General features: G+C 43.0%; 17 protein-coding genes. 9 read left to right on the top strand and 8 right to left on the bottom strand.

The window, feature by feature from the left end; translation table 11 throughout:
- Positions 1-172: 172 nt before the first annotated feature.
- Together BXY_RS14655 and BXY_RS14650 are read right to left on the bottom strand one after the other, a co-directional pair.
- Complete coding sequence (locus BXY_RS14655; protein ID WP_004314615.1) at positions 173-1,108, bottom strand: FecR family protein; 936 nt, start codon at positions 1,106-1,108, stop codon at positions 173-175.
- A 179-nt stretch (positions 1,109-1,287) separates the two neighbouring features.
- The gene (locus BXY_RS14650) at positions 1,288-1,818 is read right to left on the bottom strand and encodes an RNA polymerase sigma-70 factor (RefSeq protein ID WP_008016003.1); all 531 of its coding nucleotides are present in this window, start codon (positions 1,816-1,818) and stop codon (positions 1,288-1,290) included.
- 313 nt (positions 1,819-2,131) lie between these two features.
- On the opposite strand from BXY_RS14650, the gene recJ reads away from it, so the two are divergent.
- From recJ to dnaG, 9 genes are all read left to right on the top strand, one after another.
- Positions 2,132-3,850, top strand: a complete 1,719-nt coding sequence (gene recJ / locus BXY_RS14645) for a single-stranded-DNA-specific exonuclease RecJ (RefSeq protein WP_008016000.1) — start codon at positions 2,132-2,134, stop codon at positions 3,848-3,850.
- Complete coding sequence (locus BXY_RS14640; RefSeq protein WP_134992991.1) at positions 3,843-5,747, top strand: RecQ family ATP-dependent DNA helicase; 1,905 nt, start codon at positions 3,843-3,845, stop codon at positions 5,745-5,747. The genes recJ and BXY_RS14640 overlap by 8 nt, the downstream gene beginning before the upstream one ends.
- Before the next feature lie 39 nt (positions 5,748-5,786).
- Positions 5,787-6,749, top strand: coding sequence for a tetratricopeptide repeat protein (locus BXY_RS14635; RefSeq protein ID WP_015532313.1), 963 nt, complete (start codon positions 5,787-5,789; stop codon positions 6,747-6,749).
- 486 nt (positions 6,750-7,235) lie between these two features.
- Positions 7,236-7,682: a transposase gene (locus tag BXY_RS14630; protein WP_004307855.1), complete on the top strand. Its 447-nt coding sequence runs from the start codon at positions 7,236-7,238 to the stop codon at positions 7,680-7,682.
- A gap of 476 nt (positions 7,683-8,158) precedes the next feature.
- Positions 8,159-9,007, top strand: coding sequence for a prephenate dehydratase (locus tag BXY_RS14625; RefSeq protein ID WP_004315471.1), 849 nt, complete (start codon positions 8,159-8,161; stop codon positions 9,005-9,007).
- Positions 8,982-10,160: a pyridoxal phosphate-dependent aminotransferase gene (locus tag BXY_RS14620; protein WP_015532312.1), complete on the top strand. Its 1,179-nt coding sequence runs from the start codon at positions 8,982-8,984 to the stop codon at positions 10,158-10,160. The genes BXY_RS14625 and BXY_RS14620 overlap by 26 nt, the downstream gene beginning before the upstream one ends.
- Before the next feature lie 108 nt (positions 10,161-10,268).
- Complete coding sequence (locus BXY_RS14615) at positions 10,269-11,330, top strand: bifunctional 3-deoxy-7-phosphoheptulonate synthase/chorismate mutase type II (protein WP_004307852.1); 1,062 nt, start codon at positions 10,269-10,271, stop codon at positions 11,328-11,330.
- A 129-nt stretch (positions 11,331-11,459) separates the two neighbouring features.
- Entirely contained in the window at positions 11,460-12,233 is a 774-nt protein-coding gene (locus BXY_RS14610) for a prephenate dehydrogenase (RefSeq protein WP_004307851.1), read from the top strand.
- Between the two features lie 173 nt (positions 12,234-12,406).
- Positions 12,407-14,485 carry a DNA primase gene (gene dnaG / locus BXY_RS14605; RefSeq protein WP_134992992.1) on the top strand — a complete coding sequence of 693 codons (2,079 nt, stop codon included), beginning with the start codon at positions 12,407-12,409 and terminating at the stop codon, positions 14,483-14,485.
- 111 nt (positions 14,486-14,596) lie between these two features.
- On the opposite strand, the gene folE is transcribed toward dnaG, so the two are convergent.
- From folE to BXY_RS14575, 6 genes are all read right to left on the bottom strand, one after another.
- Positions 14,597-15,187, bottom strand: a complete 591-nt coding sequence (folE, locus tag BXY_RS14600; protein WP_004324710.1) for a GTP cyclohydrolase I FolE — start codon at positions 15,185-15,187, stop codon at positions 14,597-14,599.
- A 7-nt stretch (positions 15,188-15,194) separates the two neighbouring features.
- Entirely contained in the window at positions 15,195-15,644 is a 450-nt protein-coding gene (locus BXY_RS14595; protein WP_015532311.1) for an SPOR domain-containing protein, read from the bottom strand.
- Between the two features lie 110 nt (positions 15,645-15,754).
- Entirely contained in the window at positions 15,755-16,513 is a 759-nt protein-coding gene (gene tpiA / locus BXY_RS14590; protein ID WP_004307847.1) for a triose-phosphate isomerase, read from the bottom strand.
- 106 nt (positions 16,514-16,619) lie between these two features.
- Complete coding sequence (locus BXY_RS14585) at positions 16,620-17,978, bottom strand: BT_3928 family protein (RefSeq protein ID WP_134992993.1); 1,359 nt, start codon at positions 17,976-17,978, stop codon at positions 16,620-16,622.
- Positions 17,968-18,510: a DUF1599 domain-containing protein gene (locus tag BXY_RS14580; RefSeq protein WP_015532310.1), complete on the bottom strand. Its 543-nt coding sequence runs from the start codon at positions 18,508-18,510 to the stop codon at positions 17,968-17,970. Before BXY_RS14580 ends, BXY_RS14585 begins: the two co-directional genes overlap by 11 nt.
- Before the next feature lie 122 nt (positions 18,511-18,632).
- Entirely contained in the window at positions 18,633-19,502 is an 870-nt protein-coding gene (locus tag BXY_RS14575; RefSeq protein WP_004307844.1) for a peptidoglycan DD-metalloendopeptidase family protein, read from the bottom strand.
- Positions 19,503-19,521: the final 19 nt, after the last annotated feature.

The following is a 19,521-nucleotide window of genomic DNA, read 5'->3' as shown; positions in this document are numbered from 1 at the left end:
TAGAGTTATTAAGTTAATACATAAAGATTTGTAACAGATGTCGAGTCTTTTTTATTGACTTCTCACATATCGGTAAGTGTTGCAGCATTTACCGATATTTCTGTTTTGAAAGGGCTGGTTCTCTTGCTCTCATTCCGGGTGTTTCTTTTTTAGATTAAATACTAGGGTTGATTTAATAGATAATTATCTGATTTTTCTCATCGTCCTGTATATAGTTGAATTTGACGTACTTCTGCAATACCTTCATCACGTGCTCGATTCCTTCTTTCTGACGGAACTTACCGGTACACGGGCGGGAAGCGATTTCCTCGTTCTTATTAATAATCTTCACTTCATAATATTGCTCCAATTTCCTGAAGACAGTTTCCAGCGGTTCATCCTTGAAAGAATAGATACCCATTCTCCACAAGAAATCATTGTCCGATGAGAAAGTCTCCTTATAGAGTTTGCCATCTTTAACTTCTACCTTTTCATGAGGTTTCAAGGTCATTTCATGTTGTGTATCGGGCTGATACACGGTAACTTTACCTTCAATCAAAGATGTCTCGAATAAACCGGAGTTTGGGTAGGCAGAGACATTGAAGGTGGTTCCCAATACTCTGATATCGTATTTCTCCGTTTCTACAATGAAAGGATGCTTCTCGTTATGTGCCACTTCGAAATATCCCTCTCCTTCCAGAATCACTTTCCTCTCTTTGGAATGAAATCCGGTTGCCGGATATTTCAAGGTAGAGTTGGAGTTCAGCCAAACAATTGTTCCGTCAGCCAAGACCAGACTAGCCCTTTGTCCTGCCGGGACGGTCATAATTTGCATTTCGGCAGAATGTTCTATCCGGTATTCCTGATATTCCTTATGGATAATAAAAGCAACCATGGCAACGACCGCCGCTATCTTTATAGACGCCCAAAGGTAACGCATCACAGGTTTCTTGTTCTCTGTTTTTTCTGCCTGTAAGTTTCCATTCCATATAGTGGCATTGTAAACACGGTGCAACTGCATCAACTGTTCCCGATTTTCTTCGCTCTCCTTCATCCAGCGTATCACTTCCTTTTTTTCTTCGGGAAGTGCGTCACCTGCAATATATTTATTCAATAGTTTCGCGTCCATACCTTTTCTTAGGTTTATATATAAACTCTTTGTGGGCTTACATATATAAGACACGCCACTTGCAAAGTTCACTAGTGGAAAAAATAAAAAAAGTGCGTTATTAACCGTTTATTTGTTCCCCGGTACCGGAAGGTGTGTTCCTCGGTGCCGAAGGAGTACTTCACCGGTGGATAACTTTATTAGAAAAATAATAAGGTATAAAGATAATCTTTCAGGTTCTTTCTCAATTGTTGCAGCGCTTTACTGATATGATAATCGGCTCCTTTCACTGTGACATTCAGCGCTTCGGCAATCTCCTTCACCGATTTGTTCTCATACCGGCTCATCATAAATGCTTTTCTTGTCTTTTCCGGTAATCCGTTCAAAGTACGGTTCACAATATCGGTTATTTCTTCAGAGAAAAGTCGGTTCGGGTCGGAAGAGTCCAAAGAAGCGATGCGGAAATCAAGTTCGTAGAGTTCATCAGCCAATATACTTTCACGGGCTTCCATTCGCAGATGTTCATTTCGCATATGATTCAATGCCTGGTTCTTTACTACGGTCATCAGGAAAGCATGGATATTTTTCACATCTTCGGTTTTCATCGTAGTCCATAAAGTTATCATGGCTTCGGAAGCTATATCTTTGGATAACATTTCGTCATGAAGATAAGACTTAGCAAATAAGAAGCAGCGTTGATAATACTCCATATAGATATTATCAAATGTCATTCCAGTGTTTATAGTATCATCCAGTCTTCCCATTTTTGTGGATTTCTCTCCTAGTTTTTATATTGGTTGGTGAAGCAAAGATAACCAAAAGAAGTTAGCTGCCAAAAAGCAGTATAGAAAAGTAAAACCATAAAGAAAAAAAAGTCCGGATGCCACTACATTTCTATTGCAAAAAAGTCCTCATCCATACTTCACTGAAATATTTTCGTAATATCTGCCTTTCACTTCCGCTTTTTTTCGTACTTTTACCCCTTGTTGGGAAGAAGTTCCTTTCCAACCCTTGAGAACAGAAAAAGAAAAAACAATATATAAAATGAATCACAAATGGAATTATCGACCCATTACACCCGAACAGGCAGAGACAAGCCAGACATTGGCCCAGGAATTAGGGATTAGCCCGATTCTTGGACAACTTTTGGTACAGCGGGGAATTACGAAGGCAGCAGATGCCAAGAAGTTTTTCCGCCCGCAGTTGCCCGACCTGCACGATCCGTTCCTGATGAAGGATATGGATATTGCAGTAGAACGTCTGAACAGGGCGATGGGAAAGAAAGAACGTATTCTAATTTATGGAGATTATGACGTAGACGGTACTACTGCCGTGGCATTGGTCTACAAGTTTATTCAACAGTTCTATTCGAACCTTGATTATTACATACCCGACCGCTACAACGAAGGGTATGGCATTTCTAAAAAAGGAGTGGACTACGCCGCTGAAACCGGTGTGGGACTGATTATTGTACTCGATTGCGGAATAAAAGCAGTAGAGGAAATCACGTATGCCAAAGAAAAAGGGATTGACTTTATCATCTGCGACCATCACGTACCGGATGATATTCTCCCGCCTGCCGTAGCTATATTGAACGCCAAACGCCTGGACAACACGTACCCGTACACCCACCTTTCCGGTTGTGGAGTCGGTTTCAAGTTTATGCAGGCGTTCGCCATTAGTAACGGTATCGAATTCCATCATCTGATTCCGTTGCTCGACATCGTAGCCGTGAGTATCGCATCGGACATCGTTCCGATTATGGGTGAAAACCGTATTCTCGCCTACCACGGTCTGAAACAACTGAACAGTAACCCGAGTATCGGCATGAAGGCCATTATCGATGTATGCGGACTTTCTGAAAAAGAAATTACTGTCAGCGATATTGTGTTTAAAATCGGACCGCGCATCAATGCATCGGGACGTATTCAGAATGGGAAAGAAGCTGTAGACTTGCTAACGGAAAAAGATTTCTCGGCGGCACTTGAGAAAGCCGGACAAATCAACCAGTACAACGAAACCCGGAAAGACCTCGACAAGAGTATGACGGAGGAAGCAAACAACATCGTTGCCAATCTGGAAGGATTAGCCGACCGCCGCTCTATTGTGCTCTACAACGAAGAATGGCACAAAGGAGTGATCGGTATCGTAGCTTCCCGTCTGACGGAAGTGTATTACCGCCCTGCCGTGGTACTGACACGAACGGATGACATGGCGACAGGCTCCGCACGTTCTGTTTCCGGCTTCGATGTATATAAAGCAATCGAGCATTGCCGCGACCTGCTGGAAAACTTCGGAGGACATACATACGCCGCCGGACTATCAATGAAAGTGGAGAATGTGGATGCTTTTACCAAACGGTTCGAAGACTACGTTTCACGGCATATCCTACCGGAACAAACCAGTGCCGTCATCGAGATTGATGCTGAAATCGACTTCAGGGATATTTCGTCCAAGTTCTTCAACGACCTGAAGAAATTTAATCCTTTCGGCCCCGACAACACGAAACCCATTTTCTGCACTCATCACGTCTATGATTATGGAACGAGTAAAGTAGTGGGACGCGACCAGGAACATATCAAGCTCGAACTGGTTGATAATAAATCGAATAATGTAATGAACGGTATCGCGTTCGGACAGAGTTCGCACGTGCGCTATATCAAAACAAAACGTTCGTTCGACATCTGTTACACCATTGAAGAAAACACGCATAAGCGTGGCGAAGTTCAACTTCAAATCGAGGATATAAAGCCGATTGAATAAGTATCAGGAGATATTAAAACAATATTGGGGATATGACTCCTTCCGCGACTTGCAGGAGGAGATCATCACCAGTATCGGCGAAGGCAAAGATACACTGGGGCTCATGCCTACCGGAGGCGGTAAGTCCATCACCTTTCAAGTGCCTGCTCTCGCCCAGGAAGGGATTTGCATTGTCATTACTCCGCTCATCGCCCTGATGAAAGACCAGGTGCAGAATCTCCGCAAACGTGGCATCAAAGCCCTTGCCGTATACTCCGGCATGACGCGGCAGGAAATTCTCACTGCACTTGAAAACTGCATCTTCGGTGATTACAAATTCCTCTATATTTCTCCGGAACGTCTGGACACGGACATATTCCGCACCAAACTGCGGTCAATGAAAGTCTCTATGATTACGGTTGACGAAAGTCACTGTATCTCACAATGGGGATATGACTTCCGCCCCGCTTACCTGAAAATTGCCGAGATACGGGCGCTGTTACCGGGAATTCCGGTACTGGCACTGACCGCTACCGCCACTCCGGAAGTGGTGAAAGATATTCAAGCTCGCTTGGATTTCCGTGAAGAGAATGTTTTCCGCATGAGTTTCGAGCGGAAAAACCTGGCGTATATGGTACGGCAAACAGATAACAAGACTCAAGAACTGTTACATATCTTACGAAAGGTACCGGGCAGCGCCATTATCTATGTCCGCAACAGACGACGGACCAAAGAAATCACCGAATTACTGGTAAATGAAGATATCACCGCCGACTTTTATCACGCCGGACTGGATAATGCCGTAAAGGACCTACGTCAAAAACGTTGGCAAAGCGGTGAAGTTCGCGTGATGGTAGCTACCAATGCCTTTGGCATGGGGATCGATAAGCCCGATGTGCGTATCGTATTGCATCTCGACCTCCCCGATTCTCCTGAAGCCTATTTTCAGGAAGCCGGACGTGCAGGAAGAGACGGTAAGAAAGCGTATGCCGTAATCTTATATACTAAAACGGACAGAACGACGTTACACAGGCGTGTAGTGGATACTTTTCCCGATAAAGAATATATCCTCAATGTGTACGAGCATCTGCAATATTACTATCAGATGGCAATGGGCGACGGTTTCCAATGTGTACGTGAATTTAACCTGGAAGAGTTTTGCCGGAAGTTCAAATACTTCCCGGTTCCGGTAGACAGTGCGCTGAAGATACTGACTCAAGCCGGTTATCTGGAATATACGGACGAACAGGACAACGCCTCACGCATCCTTTTTACGATTCGCCGGGACGAACTGTACAAACTGCGGGAAATGGGAACGGAAGCGGAAGCTCTGATACAGATGATTCTCCGTTCGTACACCGGAGTGTTTACCGATTATGCCTATATCAGCGAAGCCACCCTGTCCGTACGTACCGGACTGACCCGTGAACAGATTTATAACATATTGGTCACGCTTACCAAACGTCGCATCGTGGATTATATTCCGCACAAAAAGACTCCTTATATTATATATACGCGCGAACGGCAGGAACTTCGTTTTGTGCACATCCCCCCTGCTGTCTACGAAGAGCGTAAAGCTCGGTATGAAGCTCGCATCAAGGCGATGGAAGAATATGTCATTTCGGAGAATGTGTGCCGAAGCCGGATGCTGCTCCGCTACTTCGGAGAGAAAAACGAGCATAACTGCGGACAATGTGATGTTTGCCTTAGTCACCGTGCAACAGATACGCTGACCGGGAAGTCTCTTGAAGAGCTGAAAAAGAAAATAACAGAATTACTTGCCCAAAAACCGCATACGCCGGCAGAAATAGCCGAGAAAATAGAAGCGGAGAAAGAGAGAGTCAGTGAAGTCATCCAGTATTTATTGGAGGAAGGTGAATGGAAGATGCAGGATGGAATGATACATATTTCAAAATAAGTTACTACCTTTGCAAGGTAACTCAAAAATAACACAGTCATGCCGAACTTTTTTAAATCTTTCTTCTCCGGTAAGTCGGAAACTCCGGAAAGTGAAAAACAGAAAAACGATCAGAAAAATTTCGAGATTTTCAAATACGACGGTTTACGTGCGCAACGCATGGGACGTCCGGATTATGCAGTAAAATGTTTTACAGAAGCTCTTGCCATCCAGGAAGAGTTTGAAACAATGGGCTATCTTAGCCAACTCTACATTCAGATGGGAGAAACGGCAAAAGCCCGCGAACTGTTGGAAAAAATGGCTGCCATGGAACCTCATCTCACGAGTACTTTCCTGACACTGGCAAATGTATGCTTTATCCAGGAAGATTATCAGGCCATGGAAGAGGCTGCCAATAAAGCAATTGCCATTGAGGAAGGAAATGCCGTAGCTCATTATCTGCTAGGAAAAGCCCGTAAGGGACAAAACGACGACCTAATGACCATTGCCCATCTCACCAAAGCGATCACTTTGAAAGACGATTTCATCGAAGCCCGTCTGTTACGTGCAGAAGCTTTACTGAACCTGAAACAGTATAAAGAAATGATGGAGGATATAGACGCTGTACTTGCTCAAAATCCGGAGGAAGAAACTGCCATGCTCTTGCGTGGAAAAGTGAAAGAATCCAACGGTCAGGACGAGGAAGCGGAAGAGGATTACAAACTGGTGACGGAAATAAATCCCTTCAACGAACAGGCTTACCTTTACTTAGGACAACTTTATATCAATCAGAAGAAGCTGACGGAAGCCATCGGACTGTTTGATGAAGCCATCGAACTGAATCCGAACTTTGCAGAGGCCTACAAAGAACGCGGACGTGCTAAATTGCTGAATGGTGATAAGGATGGTTCTGTAGAGGACATGAAGAAGTCTTTGGAACTGAATCCGAAGGAGGAAGCTGGTCTGAATGGAGAATTCAAAAACTTGGGACCGAAACCGGAGGCACTGCCGGGAATCTTTTAAAATAAGACCGAAAGCCTATCATTATATAGTGTAGGAACTATCAGAAACGACGGATTGATATCAGCTTGATAAGCTGAAAGTCTTCCATTATATAGTGTAGAAACTATCAGGACGGATTGACATCAACATTGATAAGGCTGAAAGCCTTCCATTATATAGCGTAGAAACTATCAGGACGGATTGACATCAACATTGATAAGGCTGAAAGCCTTCCATTATATAGCGTAGAAACTATCAGGACGGATTGATATCAGCTTGATAAGGCTGAAAGCCTTCCATTATATAGCGTAGAAACTATCAGGACGGATTGACATCAACATTGATAAGGCTGAAAGCCTTCCATTATATAGCGTAGAAACTATCAGGACAGATTGACATCAACATTGATAAGGCTGAAAGCCTTCCATTATATAGCGTAGGGCATCGCCCTACGTATTTATAAAACCCAAATACAAGCCCTGAAAGGGCGGAACATGAACTAACTATATGCCACAATCCCTATCAAAGAACTATATTCATCTGACTTTCAGCACTAAATACAGGAAGGACAGTATAAACGAGGATAAATTATCAGAAATATCCAAATACATCTCCGGCATTCTGAAAAACATAGACTGCCCACCTATCATAGTAGGCGGATTTACCAATCATATACATATCCTATGTATTCTCAACAAAAACATCGCATTATCCAAAATGGTAGAAGAAGTAAAACGTAGTTCGTCAAAATGGATAAAAAGTTTAGGACCCTCATATCATGATTTCTCCTGGCAAGAAGGATATGGAGCTTTCTCAGTCAGTCAATCAAAAGTTGAGACTGTAACTCGATATATTCTGGGACAAAAAGAGCATCACAAAAAAATGACCTTCCAAGATGAACTGAAAATGTTTCTAAAAGAATATCAGGTTGAATATAATGAAGAGTTTATATAGAATCATACTATGAAAGACGTAAACGTCCAAGTAGTCCCGCCCTTTCAGGGCTTATGTTAGGTGTATGCTTTTACGTAGGGCGATGCCCTACGCTATATAATAGAAGGCTTTCAGCCTTAATGAAAGAAAAGGCTACACGCAAACCAGAGAAAGACGACATGTAAAGCTCAAAACAGAATGACCTTTTCATTTGTTTTTGATGAAAAAACAAAAAAAATATCGTTTTTTGTTTGCATCTAACAGAAAATTATTACTTTTGCCCCAGAATTAGAAACCAAAGCAAAAAACAAAGATTCGAATGAAATCATTTACTTATGCATATTACTTCTTTTTTTACTTTTACTTTAGCAACAAAGTAGAGCGGGAGTTTGTATGTATCAAGTGACAGTGATGCTTAAGGACTGAATAGAGAAATCAATCATATGAATCCCGCTCCAATATGGACGCGGGATTTTTTTATATAATACATTAGAACAATGAAAAAGATAGCAATTCAAGGAACACTCGGCTCATATCATGATATCGCCGCACACAAGTACTTCGAGGGAGAAGAAATAGAGTTAATCTGTTGTGCCAACTTCGAAGACGTGTTTACTTCGATACGAAAAGACAGCCAGGTTATCGGAATGCTAGCCATCGAGAATACGATTGCAGGAAGCTTGCTGCACAACAATGAGTTGCTGCGACAAAGCGGCACACAGATCATTGGTGAATACAAACTGCGTATCTCGCACAGCTTCGTCTGTCTCCCTGATGAGAGTTGGGAAGATCTGACTGAAGTCAACTCCCACCCTATCGCCCTGATGCAGTGTCGCGAATTTCTGAACCAACATCCACAGTTGAAAGTAGTGGAAGGTGAAGATACCGCCCGTAGCGCGGAAATCATCAAGAATGAAAACCTGAAAGGCCATGCCGCTATCTGCTCCAAAGCAGCAGCCGAACGTTATGGCATGAAAATCCTTCAGGAAGGCATTGAAACAAACAAACACAACTTCACCCGTTTTCTGGTAGTTGCCGATCCCTGGCAAGTGGACGAACTCCGCCAACATCATGTCAACGCAACCAACAAGGCAAGTATGGTATTCACTCTTCCGCACACGGAAGGCAGTCTGTCGCAGGTTTTGTCTATTCTATCGTTCTATAATATCAATCTGACAAAAATCCAATCGTTGCCAATCATCGGACGGGAATGGGAATACCAATTTTACGTAGATGTGGCTTTCAACGATTATCTAAGATACAAGCAATCTATTGCCGCAATCACTCCATTAACCAAAGAACTTAAATTATTAGGCGAATATGCAGAAGGAAAGTCAAACGTATAAAATCGCTCCTGCCGACAGATTGGCAAGTGTTAGCGAATACTACTTCTCAAAGAAACTTAAAGAGGTAGCACAGATGAATGCTGAAGGAAAAGATGTCATCAGCCTCGGTATCGGAAGCCCCGATATGCCTCCTTCAAGGGAAACCATCGAAACATTGTGCAACAATGCTCATGATCCTAACGGACACGGTTATCAACCGTATGTAGGTATCCCCGAACTGCGCAAAGGTTTCGCCAATTGGTATCAACGCTGGTACGGAGTGGAACTGAATCCGAATACGGAAATACAACCATTGATCGGTTCGAAAGAAGGAATCCTCCATGTTACGCTGGCATTTGTCAATCCGGGTGAGCAGGTGTTAGTCCCAAATCCGGGATACCCCACCTATACTTCTTTAAGTAAAATACTTGGCGCGGAAGTTATCAACTATGACCTGAAAGAAGAAGACGGTTGGATGCCCGACTTTGAGGCACTGGAAAAGATGTATCTTAGTCGTGTAAAACTGATGTGGACCAACTACCCGAATATGCCGACAGGAGCCAATGCTACTCCGGAAATCTATGAGCGTCTTGTTGATTTTGCCCGCCGAAAGAATATCGTGATTGTGAACGACAATCCGTACAGCTTTATCCTGAACGATAAGCCTATCAGTATTCTAAGTGTGCCGGGAGCCAAAGACTGTTGCATCGAGTTCAACTCTATGAGCAAGAGTCACAATATGCCCGGCTGGCGTATCGGTATGTTGGCATCGAACGCAGAATTCGTACAATGGATATTGAAAGTGAAAAGTAATATCGACAGCGGTATGTTCCGTGCCATGCAACTGGCTGCAGCAACTGCTCTTGAAGCAGAAGCAGACTGGTATGAAGGCAATAACGAAAACTATCGCAACCGTCGTCACCTCGCCGGTGAAATTATGAAAACATTGGGATGCACCTACGACGAAAAACAAGTAGGAATGTTCCTTTGGGGAAAGATTCCCGCTTCCTGCAAGGATGTAGAGGAACTGACGGAAAAGGTATTGCATGAAGCAAGAGTGTTTATCACTCCGGGATTTATTTTCGGCAGTAACGGAGCAAGATATATTCGTATCTCTCTTTGTTGTAAAGACAATAAACTGGCGGAAGCACTGGAAAGAATAAAAAGAATATAGGTTTCTGTTGTTCTCTCTTCAAAGAAAAAGAGAAGAAAACAGCAGCATAATGAGACAGAATAATTTCAACGAAAACAAGTTATTAAAAGAATAAAAACAAATAAGAATATGGAACTCGAATCAATTTTATTACCGGGCATTGAAGCTAAAAGACCGATTGTCATTGCCGGCCCTTGTAGCGCAGAAACTGAAGAACAAGTAATGGATACAGCCAAACAACTGGCTGCAAAAGGACAGAAAATATATCGTGCCGGCATTTGGAAACCACGTACCAAACCGGGAGGTTTCGAAGGTATCGGCGTAGAAGGTCTTGCCTGGTTGAAAGAGGTAAAGAAAGAAACAGGAATGTATGTTTCTACGGAAGTAGCAACAGCCAAACATGTTTACGAATGTCTGAAAGCGGGTATCGATATTCTTTGGGTAGGTGCACGTACCACTGCCAATCCTTTCGCCGTACAGGAAATCGCTGATGCGCTGAAAGGTGTTGATATCCCCGTATTGGTTAAGAACCCGGTGAACCCGGATCTCGAATTATGGATCGGAGCACTGGAACGTATCAACAACGCTGGTTTGAAACGTCTGGGTGCTATCCATCGTGGTTTCAGCAGCTATGACAAGAAAATCTACCGTAATCTTCCCCAATGGCATATTCCTATCGAACTGCGCCGCCGTATCCCTAATCTTCCGATTTTCTGTGATCCGAGCCATATCGGTGGAAAACGTGAATTAGTAGCTCCGCTTTGCCAACAGGCGATGGACTTGAACTTCGACGGTCTGATCGTAGAAAGCCACTGTAACCCTGACTGCGCTTGGAGCGATGCTTCCCAACAAGTTACTCCGGACGTACTCGACTATATCCTCAATCTGCTGGTGATCCGTACTGAAACGCAATCTACCGAAAGTCTGGCACAACTCCGTAAACAAATTGACGAATGTGACGACAATATCATTCAGGAACTATCAAAAAGAATGCGCGTAGCCCGCGAAATCGGTACTTACAAAAAAGAGCATGGAATCACCGTTCTTCAAGCCGGACGTTACAATGAAATCTTGGAAAAACGTGGCGCGCAGGGCGAACAGTGTGGTATGGACAGCGAGTTTATGAAGAAAATTTTCGAAGCCATCCACGAAGAATCGGTTCGTCAACAGATGGAAATTATTAATAAATAAAAAGCAGCCTCTCCACTAACCCTCTTCCAAAGAAAGGAAAGAAAGTAACCTCCTGTTCATATTGATAAGAGTAACTTTCAGTCTGTTCTCCTTGGGAGAGGGCTAGGGAAAGTTTTTTAAATAAACATTATGAGAATATTAATCCTTGGAGCCGGAAAAATGGGCTCTTTCTTTACTGATATATTAAGCTTTCAACATGAAACGGCCGTGTTTGACGTCAACCCGCACCAGTTGCGTTTTGTCTATAACACGTATCGTTTCACCACATTGGAGGAGATTAAGGACTTTGAACCGGAACTGGTTATTAATGCCGTTACAGTGAAGTACACGCTGGATGCCTTTCATAAAGTATTGCCTGTGTTACCGAAAGACTGTATCATTAGTGACATTGCCTCTGTAAAAACAGGACTGAAGAAGTTTTATGAAGAAAGCGGTTTCCGTTATGTCTCCAGCCACCCGATGTTTGGCCCTACTTTTGCTAGTCTTAGTAATCTAAGCAGCGAGAATGCCATCATCATCAGTGAAGGCGACCACCTGGGAAAAATATTCTTCAAAGACCTCTATCAGACATTGCGTTTGAACATCTTCGAATATACGTTCGACGAACACGACGAAACAGTAGCCTACTCGCTTTCTATTCCGTTCGTATCGACTTTTGTATTTGCTGCCGTAATGAAACATCAGGAAGCTCCGGGAACTACGTTCAAAAAGCACATGGCAATTGCCAAAGGCCTATTAAGCGAAGACGACTACCTGCTTCAGGAAATTCTATTCAACCCACGCACTCCGGGACAGGTAGCCAATATCCGCACGGAGTTGAAGAATCTTCTCGAAATTATCGAGAACAAAGATGCGGAAGGAATGAAAAAGTATCTGACTAAGATTCGGGAGAAGATTAAATAATCCATTATATAGAGAGGGATCAGGGGAAATAATAATCTTCCGTGTGCCTCTCCGGTTACAGAACCATCCCTTATATAGGCAAGATTTAACGATCCTCTGCATACTTTTTTGTTTGCAGGGGATTTTTTTATGTGTACCTTTGTATCCGCAAAAACGGATTCACAGGAGAAAGAATGATAGATCAAATTACCATAGACCGGATATTGGACGCGGCACAAATTATGGATGTCGTTTCAGATTTTGTCACCCTGCGCAAACGTGGTGTCAATTACGTCGGTTTGTGTCCGTTCCATAGTGATAAAACCCCTTCTTTTTATGTCTCTCCCGCCAAGGGATTATGCAAATGTTTTGCTTGTGGAAAAGGTGGAAACGCAGTGCATTTCATTATGGAGCACGAGCAGATGTCATATCCGGAAGCGCTGAAGTACCTTGCCAAGAAATACAATATTGAAATCAAGGAGCGGGAATTAAGCGATGAAGAGAAGTTTGTGCAAAGCGAACGTGAAAGTCTGTTTATCGTCAATAACTTTGCGCGCGATTATTTCCAAAACATACTAAAAAATCATATAGACGGGCGTAGCATCGGTATGGCTTATTTCCGCAACCGTGGTTTTCGCGATGACATTATTGAGAAATTCCAACTAGGCTACTGTACTGAAAGTCACGATGCATTCGCCAAAGAGGCAATCCAAAAAGGATATAAAAAAGAGTATCTGGTAAAAACCGGACTTTGCTACGAAACGGACGACCACCGATTGCGAGATCGTTTTTGGGGACGTGTAATTTTCCCTGTCCATACGCTTTCCGGTAAAGTGGTGGCTTTTGGCGGACGTGTACTTGCCAGTGCAACGAAAGGGGTTAAAGTAAAATACGTCAATTCACCCGAATCGGAAATCTATCATAAAAGTAACGAATTATACGGTATATATTTTGCCAAACAGGCTATTGTAAAACAAGACCGTTGCTTTTTGGTTGAAGGCTACACGGACGTAATCTCCATGCATCAATCCGGCATAGAGAATGTGGTTGCTTCCTCGGGAACAGCCCTTACACCGGGACAAATCCGTATGATTCACCGGTTCACCAACAACATGACTGTGCTTTACGACGGCGACGCAGCAGGTATCAAGGCTTCTATCCGGGGAATTGACATGTTATTGGAGGAAGGTATGAATATCAAAGTCTGTCTTCTTCCCGATGGGGACGACCCGGACTCTTTTGCCCACAAGCACAACTCAACGGAATTTCAGACTTTTATCTCGGAACATGAAACGGACTTTATCCGCTTCAAAACGAACTTGCTACTGGAGGATGCAGGAAAAGATCCCATCAAGCGTGCGGAACTGATTGGTAATCTGGTGCAAAGTATTTCTGTCATCCCTGAAGCAATTGTCAGAGACGTCTATATCAAAGAATGCGCGCAGCTACTTCATGTAGAAGATAAGCTGCTAGTATCAGAAGTTGCCAAAAGACGGGAAACTCAAGCAGAGAAACGGGCTGAACAGACGGAACGGGAACGCCGGATGGCTGAAAGAACAGCTACAATGTCTCAAGGGACACCGCCTGAAAATGCTCCGATGCCCAACGGAGATATTCCGTTGCCCCCTGAAATAGATAACGGATATACAGAGGTTCCTCCCGCTCTGCAGGAAGACAACTATGCATCTTTTATCCCCCAGGAAGGAAAGGAAGGACAAGAATTCTACAAATTCGAACGGCTGATATTACAGGCAGTAGTTCGTTATGGAGAAAAAATCATGTGTAACCTGACTGATGAAGAAGGAAACGAGATTCCGGTAACCGTTATAGAATATGTGATTAATGATTTAAAAGAAGATGAGTTAGCTTTTCATAATCCGTTGCACCGCCAAATGTTATCGGAAGCTGCTGCACACATGCATGATTCCAATTTCATTGCTGAACGTTATTTTCTGGCACATCCTGATCCGGTAATCAGTAAATTGAGTGTGGATTTGATTAATGTGCGGTATCAGCTTAGTAAATACCACTCCAAATCCCAAAAGATCGTAACAGATGAAGAGCGTCTCTATGAAATGGTTCCGATGTTAATGATTAACTTCAAATATGCAATTGTAACAGAGGAATTGAAGCACATGCTTTATGCCCTGCAAGATCCTGCTCTCGCCCATGATAATGAAAAATGTGATTCGCTTATGAAACGCTTTAATGAGTTGAAGACTGTACAAAGCATCATGGCAAAACGATTGGGTGACAGGGTTGTTCTGCGATGATTCCTCATCGGTGCCGAGAGATGTCTTCATCGGTGCAACCCCCTCTTCATCGGTACCGAAGCCTGCCTTCCCCGATACCGAAACCAAATAACGTCTCTTACCAGGTTTTCTCTACAAAGTCCCGTGTTGAATCAGATTCATAAACTCTTCACGAGTTTTTGCCTGATTGAAAGCCCCGGTAAAATCCGAAGTAGTAGTAATAGAGTTTTGTTTTTCTACACCACGCATCTGCATACACATGTGTTTGGCTTCCACTACCACCATTACACCCAACGGATTCAGTGTTTCCTGAATACACTCTTTGATTTGCAGTGTCATGCGTTCCTGCACTTGCAGGCGATGAGAGAATATATCGACTACACGGGCTATCTTGCTCAACCCGGTGATATAGCCGTTAGGAATATAAGCCACGTGTGCCTTCCCGTAGAACGGCAACATGTGATGTTCGCAAAGGGAGAAGAAATCGATATCTTTCACAATCACCATCTGACTGTATTCTTCCTGGAATTTAGCAGAGCGAAGCACTTCATGAGGATCCATGTGATACCCTTTCGTCAAGCTTAACATTGCTTTAGCCACCCGTTCCGGAGTTTTCAATAATCCTTCCCGTTCGGCATCTTCACCCAACAAAGTTATAATACTACGATAATGACTCTTCAACTCCTCCAGATTCGGAGAAACAATTTCTTCTTTTTCTAACATGATATAATTATAAAGGAATATTGATCTGGTCTCTTACAATAGAAACCTCTTTGAACACACCGGTAGCCTTCAACCGACGCATCATTGCGTCCGCCTCTTCAATGCTCCGGAAATCACCTACACGACAAAGCCAACGAGGTGGATTGAACGAAGTATATACTGTCAATTCAGGGAAATACTCTTTAACGCGTGATGCTACATGATAAGCATCATTCTTAGCCTGACGAGTATTGTTACCGGCATACGCCTGTATTCTGAACCCGGAAGTCTTTATTACTTTCTGTTCACCTGTTGCAGGACGTTCCATCCCTATCAGAGCCTCAATACGGGGATCTTGATGAATAGTCACCTTTCCTTGTCCCGGAACGTTACGTTCCAGACTTTTGACAATGCCCTGTGCCTGTACACCGACAACTGCCAATACCAACAACAAAGTAAGTAAAGCTAGTTTTCTCATTCTATAAATAATATTTAGGCACGGATTACGCGGGTTACACAGTTTTCGAAATCTCTTGGACTAAACTATACCGTGTAATCCGTGAAATCCGTGCCTGAAAGAAGTTTTAATTATGCGTTAAAAGCATCAATGATACCTTTGAAATCAGATACTTTCAGAGCAGCACCACCAATCAAACCACCATCAACGTCCGGGTTAGCGAACAGTTCTTTAGCGTTAGAAGGTTTGCAGCTACCACCGTAAAGGATAGAAGTATTGTCTGCGATTTCTTTGCCATACTTGTCAGCTACGATAGAACGAATGAAGGCATGGATTTCCTGTGCTTGTTCAGGAGAAGCAGTTTTACCTGTACCAATAGCCCAAACCGGTTCGTAAGCCAATACAATCTTAGAGAAGTCTTCAGCCGACAGAGAGAATACAGATTCCATTTGTGCAGCTACTACTTCGTTTTGCTTGTTAGCTTCGCGTTCTTCCAACACTTCACCGATACAGAAAATCGGAGTCAGACCGTTAGCCAAAGCCAATTTTACTTTTTCTTCAAGGATAGCAACTGTTTCACCGTAGTATGCACGACGTTCAGAGTGTCCCAGAATTACATATTTTGCACCAGTAGAAGCAACCATTTCAGCAGAAACTTCACCTGTATAAGCACCTGATGCTTTGTCTGCACAGTTTTCAGCACCTACACCAATCTTAGCAGCGTCTACCAACGGAGTAACAGAAGCCAGGTGGATGAACGGAGTACAGATGATTACATCACAGTTAGGCTTTTCGTTAGCCAATGCTTCGTTCAGTTCTTTAGCCAAAGCGATACCCTCTTGAAGGGTTTTGTTCATTTTCCAGTTTCCTGCAACAATGTTCTTTCTCATTTTGTTTTTTTATTTTAAAGGGTTAATAAATTTACGATCGGACGATTGACGATTGAACGATTCAGGTTAGTGTTCGTTACAGAGGGTCGCTCGTTATCATTTTTTCTTATTCTTGTTCTTCTATTCCTTGATTCTTTGTTTCCGGTTCTTTGCTTTTTATCTCTTCTTCTTGTTGCTTCCGCTTCGCGGTTTTCCGTTCCCGGCGGCGAACGACCAACACATCCACCCCAAGCACTAACAACAACGGAATAACAAACCACAGAAAAACATATCCTACCGTATGAGCGTCACTGCTCACTTTCTGCTTTCCTAGCGGCAGATTCTCCAGCTTGTCCGTCAGTACGTATTCATCCGGTATATCCTCATCGCTCCATTTATTCAGAATGGTTCCGTTCTTAATCAACATCAACCCCGGGTTGGAACGAACCATCGTCTTCAAAGTAATATCATCCATTTGGCAGAAAGGATATTCGGCTCCTGTCTTGTCCTTCCACAATTCTATCTGTTCCTCCGGTGAAGAAGTGAGGCAATAGAATTTGTAGCCATGCTCCACCGAATAGTCATATATCTCATTAATCAAATCAATGTTACTATCATCCGCCTCTTCAATGCGATGGGCAACCAACAGGAAAGTATATCCTATATCTGTCAATACATCGTTTGTTATATCTTCCCCCGTATTCAGATCTATCATAGAGAAATCGTGAATAGCCGGTTCATATCCTTTTTCCTTAAGGATAGTACGCGTATCGACAAATGTCCAGGTACTATCCGGATAGTTATCCAACGTAAATTCTTTCTGCTCTCCGTTCTTCTCCAGGATAAAAATGCTTTCATATACGCTTGGTTTGGCTCCTTCGGGCATTGTCATTCCTTCCAGGATATTCTTTCCGATCTTGTAAGGACGAAAGTCTAAAACAGGCAAACGGTCCAAGCAATAGAACGATAAAGTAAACACAAAAAACAGTGTATAAAGAGAAACCAGCCATTCCATCTTCACACTGATAAAACGAATCAGCATCCTCCTGTGACGGAAAGCCATTATTGCCGCAAATAGCAGAATGATATTCTTTCCAAATGTTTCCCAATTTGTCAACACCCAGGCATCACCAAAACAACCGCAGTCCGAAACCGGATCAAAGATGGCAAGATACAAGGTCAGTGGCGTCATGAAAATCATCAGCATCAAAGCCAATGAGGTAGCCAATGTTCTTCTTGTTGCAAAGAACAAAGAGATACCTATAAAAAACTCAACGGCAGATAAAACGATACCTCCCAATAAAGGGAAGAATGAAGGGAACCAGGAAGCCATTCCGAATGCAGTCAGATAATCCTGTATCTTATACTGGAAACCCAGCGGATCAACTGCCTTTACAAATCCGGAAAAGATGAACGATGCCGCCAAAACAAAGCGACACATATTCGCCACTACCTCCTGAATGATATGTAAGTTCTTATCCTTCAAATTCTATCTTAATCAGTCCGAAAACAGAGTAATTAATCATATCCATATAATTGGCATCAATACCTTCTGACACCAATGTATTGCCGGCCAAGCTCTCAATCTGCTTGGTACGGTAGATTTTCATCAGAATCAAGTCTGTGTAAGAGCTGACACGCATGCTCCGCCAGGCTTCATCATAATCATGATTCTTGGCAAGCATCAGTTCTAATGCCTCTTTTGCATACTTATCGTACAAAGCCATCGCTTCTTCATTGCTGATGTCGGCAGACTCGGCATACCCCAGTTCCAACTGGATAAGTCCGACAATGCCATAATTGACAATCGCAATAAACTCGGCACGGATTCCCTCGTCAATCAGGGTTACTCCTTTGGTTTCAATACTACGAATCCGATTGGCTTTAATAAAAATCTGGTCAGTCACCGAAGCCGGACGCAGGATACGCCATGCAGGTCCGTAATCGTGCAGCTTCTTGGAAAATAAGTCACGGCACAAAGCGATGACATGTTCAAATTGTTGCTTGGTATCTTTCATCTTCTTCCAAATAGTGCGCAAAGGTAACAATAATTAAGTAAAAACAGAAAGAGGGCACTCTAAATTATATTAAAGTGCCCTCTTCTAAAGATATTGTATTACTGTTTTATAAGCTATATTTTTTATGAACAACGCAAAACCTGTCCGATACGCAAAGTAGTAGTCGGTTTGATACGGTTCAGTTTGCAAAGTGTACTGACTGATACGCCACGCAATTTAGCAATGCGGGACAATGTATCGCCACTCTTCACCTTGTGATAACGGATGGTACCGTCAGCCACTTGAGTATCATGAGAACCAGCACGCTTCACGCCTTTTGCTTTGCGGAACGTATAAGTATCGGCAACGATATCTTGTTTCGGGAAGTCGAACATATAAATCGGATTAATTGCAATCCCCAGGAAGCGGGTTTCGAAATGAAGATGCGAACCAGTAGAACGTCCGGTGTTACCACCCAAACCGATTACTTCTCCGGCTTTCACTAATTGGTTTTCTTCAACCAATTGTTTTGATAAATGGCCATACACAGTTTCCAATCCATTATCATGACGGATAACAACATATTTTCCATATCCTCTACGCTCATATTTTACGATACGTACTTTACCGTCAAAAGCAGCTACGATAGTATCACCTATGTTCACTTTCAAGTCCAACCCATTATGCATTCTTCTCCAACGAGGACCGAAAGGCGAAGTAATTTTTGTACTTGGAGTTGGCATGTGGAAACCTGTCAGGTCGATTGTATACGTATCAGGGATAATAGCATTTCCGTAAGCATGCACATACTGGTTGTTCCAGTTTGGATAAAGACTTAGGGCGGGATATTCGGACTGTTCGGCACGGATTTGCTTCTGCAAGGCCAAAGAGTCTACTGATTTTAATTTCTTGTCTATCGGTGCTTGGCGGGCAATCAAGTCTTGCGAGAAAGAGCTCAGACTGACCATAGCCGCAACAGCGACCAATCCTGTTTTAATAATGCTAAAATTCATTCCTTCTTTGTCAATTCAA

Source organism: Bacteroides xylanisolvens XB1A (genome assembly GCF_000210075.1).
Taxonomy (GTDB): domain Bacteria; phylum Bacteroidota; class Bacteroidia; order Bacteroidales; family Bacteroidaceae; genus Bacteroides; species Bacteroides xylanisolvens.
Note: the sequence above shows the minus strand (reverse complement) of the source record. Positions and strands in the feature narration are given on the sequence as shown.